At 45.3% G+C, this 3,433-nt stretch carries 5 protein-coding genes; 4 read left to right on the plus strand and 1 reads right to left on the minus strand.

Translation table 11 applies throughout. The annotated features are described in order from the left end of the window. Positions 1-283 (plus strand): helix-turn-helix domain-containing protein (locus KQJ18_RS22675; RefSeq protein WP_275945714.1); only part of this gene is annotated, 283 nt, incomplete at its 5' end. A gap of 80 nt (positions 284-363) precedes the next feature. On the opposite strand, the gene KQJ18_RS22680 is transcribed toward KQJ18_RS22675, so the two are convergent. Continuing rightward, entirely contained in the window at positions 364-858 is a 495-nt protein-coding gene (locus tag KQJ18_RS22680) for an anti-virulence regulator CigR family protein (protein ID WP_160956468.1), read from the minus strand. A 328-nt stretch (positions 859-1,186) separates the two neighbouring features. On the opposite strand from KQJ18_RS22680, the gene KQJ18_RS22685 reads away from it, so the two are divergent. The 3 genes from KQJ18_RS22685 to KQJ18_RS22695 form a co-directional block, all read left to right on the plus strand. Continuing rightward, complete coding sequence (locus KQJ18_RS22685; protein WP_038632863.1) at positions 1,187-1,822, plus strand: carbonic anhydrase; 636 nt, start codon at positions 1,187-1,189, stop codon at positions 1,820-1,822. 222 nt (positions 1,823-2,044) lie between these two features. Further along, the gene (locus KQJ18_RS22690) at positions 2,045-2,983 is read left to right on the plus strand and encodes a hypothetical protein (protein WP_216422807.1); all 939 of its coding nucleotides are present in this window, start codon (positions 2,045-2,047) and stop codon (positions 2,981-2,983) included. A 63-nt stretch (positions 2,984-3,046) separates the two neighbouring features. Then, a partial coding sequence (locus KQJ18_RS22695) for an SDR family NAD(P)-dependent oxidoreductase (protein WP_216422808.1) occupies positions 3,047-3,433 on the plus strand: 387 nt, incomplete at its 3' end.

Raw genomic sequence — 3,433 nt, forward strand, 5'->3', positions numbered from 1 at the left:
ACGTAACGTTATCGAATATATTTTCGTGATGCGCGGGGAAGCCGCTGGAATCAACGCCAGCCATCTGCCTCCTTACCTGCTCACCGCAGCTGACAGCAGAAAAACGTCGATGACAGCCCAGCCTCAGCAGCTTGCTAATAAGGGAAAACAAGCGGAAAGGGAGGCCATAGAAAATGTCATCCAGCGTTTTGGCGCAAGCGTGGAGGGGAAAAAACAGGCAGCGACCGAACTGGGGATCAGCATTGCCACGCTTTATCGAAAAATAAAGCTGTACGGGTTATGAAGCTGACCTTACTTAACGAAAAAGCCCGCGTAATGCGGGCGTCCAGCAGGCACAACAGAACCAATTAATTCCGTGGCGAATCAATCAAACACGCCATTAATAACGGCAGTGACAATCGCCGTGCTCAGTGCAATCAACACCAAATTGTCGCCAACGACCTGCCATTCATAACCAGGATAATACGGCAGTTGATTCAACATAGAGGGTGGGACGCTTTTTTTAGCGATCCCCGGAGGAAGCGGTTTTCCTCGCGCCAGATTTTTGGCAATACCTGGCGGCAGTGATTTATACCCCGTCAAACCATATCTGACAGCATACTGCCTGGCCACGTTATAGCTGATGTCGCTATCCACATGATCCGGCTTGCCATAATTTTTACGCTGTTCTGTATGCGCATTATTTTTTTGGCCAGCGTTTCCTTTCTGGCTGTTACCACTATTACCCTTGTTTCCGCTATTACCATGGTTGCCACTATTACCATTACCGTTACCGGGGTTTGCGAATACAGGGGTGGCGCACATCGTCATCGCGGCAACGGCGACTAAAGCCGTTGCTAAAGTACGGAGTCTGGACATGATGATTCCTTGAGGTGTGGATACATATAAAAATGTAAGGTATTCCATGATGACTGGCTATCGCTATAACTCCGATTTATTGGCAAAAAAAGCGATGTCATTTTGCCAGGCGTAGGCTTGCGAATGTCCCCATTTGCAGTCTACCCCCGCCATCTGTTGACTCAGAACGGCAGAACGCATATCACATTTCACCCTCGCTACGGTGGAGAAAAATTAGTCAAAAATGTTGCGAAACTGCTATAAACTCTTTCGCTTCTGTCGGCTGGTGTTAAACTGGAAAGTGTGATCTTCATCATAACCTGCTCAAACAGAGAAAAGAGACACTGCTATGCAACATATCATTGAGGGCTTCCTCAACTTCCAAAAAGAGATTTTCCCTCAACGTAAGGAACTCTTCCGCAGCCTGGCATCCAGCCAGAATCCAAAAGCGCTTTTCATCTCCTGTTCCGATAGCCGTCTGGTGCCAGAACTGGTGACTCAGCAAGAGCCCGGGCAGTTGTTCGTTATCCGCAACGCCGGCAATATCGTCCCCTCTTTCGGACCGGAACCCGGTGGTGTCTCCGCCACCATCGAATATGCGGTAGTCGCACTCGGTGTGACGGATATCGTCATCTGTGGCCATTCCAATTGCGGCGCGATGAAAGCCATTGCTGATAGCCAGCCCCTCGATCCAATGCCCGCAGTGGCGCACTGGCTGCACTATGCCGATGCAGCTAAGGCCGTGGTCGAGAAGAAAACCTGGGATAATCCCATCGATAAAGTTAACGCCATGGTGGAAGAGAACGTTATCGCTCAGTTGAACAATATTAAAACGCACCCTTCCGTTGCTGTTGGGCTGCGAAATAATGCGCTGCGTCTGCATGGCTGGGTGTATGACATCGAAAGCGGTGAAATTCGTACCCTGGATAAAAACAGCAAAACCTACGTTTCCCTTGCTGACAATCCGCAGGTACATTTCGAGTAAACCCTCCACTGGAGCAAGGATGCTCTGGATAATTATTTCCTACTTTTGTGCTATAGACAAAAAACACACCCGGACCTAATTTTTAAAAATAGCCTCTGATGTTTCTGCATTGGTCTTCGCGCATTCATTCAACATTACGACAGATATCATGTACGCAGCAGCAAATTAGCTGTTCGTATGAGATTTTTGTTAAGATGCAGGTAATTAAAGGAGTAGGCGCGAATGCAAACGAAAATAAAAAAAATAATTAAAACATTTTTCTATCATGAGTCGTGGGACATCATGATTCTAAAGGATCATGGCTCACACTTATTCCCCGATAACACTCTGGAAATACTGAGTAAAACTACTGCCCAGCAGTTAAAAAAGAAATATACATTTCAGGCCGACCCTTTTATTGTTGAAAAGGCCGATAAACTGTATGTTTTTTATGAAGCCTTTAGCTTTCGAAATTCGAAAGGTACGCTAAGATGCCGCGTCCTGGATCGTGAACTGACTGAAATCGATGATGTTAGACTTGAGGGCTTTGACGACTTAAGGTGTCATTTGTCATTCCCTTTCCTGATTCATATCAACGATCAGCTTTTCATGATCCCTGAGTCTTCAGAAAGAAAAGAAGTCATACTGTTTCAGTCGGTAGAATTCCCGGCACGCTGGAAGAAAATCAAAGTCTTAATATCGGATACTGAATTAACAGATAATGTGTTTCTCACAATTAATGAAACCTGCTATCTTTTATCCACCACAATGGATAATGAAATCATTATTCACTCTGCTGAGAATATCTTTGGGGAGTGGCAGCGGATTGCCCCCTCACTGAAGGTGAGCAACCATCACCACCGGGGAGCCGGCGCGCCTTACCTTGTCGATAACAAAATGTACTTTCTCACCCAGGAGTGCACACCTGAAACCTACGGAAAATCTATCTACATCAAAGAATTAGTTGCATTGAACGATACTGTTTTCGATGAAAGCCTGATCGAGAAAATCAATTCCTCGATCAACCACAGTGATGGTGTCCATACACTAAACTTCTCAAATAACTATATTGTTTATGACTCAAAAATAAACAAGTTCAGTTTTTTATCTATACTTAAAAAAATATCTTATAAATGTATGGTGAGATATCGTAACTACAACCTTACCAGACTTCACCAATAGCATGTTTTCTATGGTAGTGGCGTGAATCAATGCCCGTTTTGATAGCATAAATCTGGAGTCTGTATGGCAATTCTTGTCACTGGTGGCGCAGGTTATATTGGTTCACATACTGTTTTAACACTACTGGAAAGAGGCGATGATGTCGTTGTCATTGATAATCTGTCGAACTCTTGTCAAGTCTCGCTGGACAGAGTCGCGGAACTCGCCGGAAGGAAACCGACTGTCTATATCGCCGATATTTTGGATCGGCAGGCGTTAAAGAACATTTTCACCCGCCATAACATCACTGATGTCATTCATTTTGCGGGACTCAAATCGGTTTCGGAGTCGATAAAAGAACCCCTCGCCTACTATGAAAACAACGTCACGGGTACGCTGGTATTACTTGATGAGATGCGGGCCGCAGGCGTGAATCGTTTTATTTTTAGCTCATCGGCCACGGTATACGGT

The sequence above is a fragment of the Citrobacter sp. S55_ASV_140 genome, assembly GCF_018919505.1.
GTDB lineage: Bacteria > Pseudomonadota > Gammaproteobacteria > Enterobacterales > Enterobacteriaceae > Citrobacter > Citrobacter werkmanii.

Bases quoted from the DNA above. Each gene is read 5' to 3' on its own strand.
- KQJ18_RS22690 (WP_216422807.1), top strand. From the start codon at position 2,045: ATGCAAACGAAAATAAAAAAAATAATTAAAACATTTTTCTATCATGAG.
- KQJ18_RS22680 (WP_160956468.1), bottom strand. From the start codon at position 858: ATGTCCAGACTCCGTACTTTAGCAACGGCTTTAGTCGCCGTTGCCGCG.
- KQJ18_RS22685 (WP_038632863.1), top strand. From the start codon at position 1,187: ATGCAACATATCATTGAGGGCTTCCTCAACTTCCAAAAAGAGATTTTC.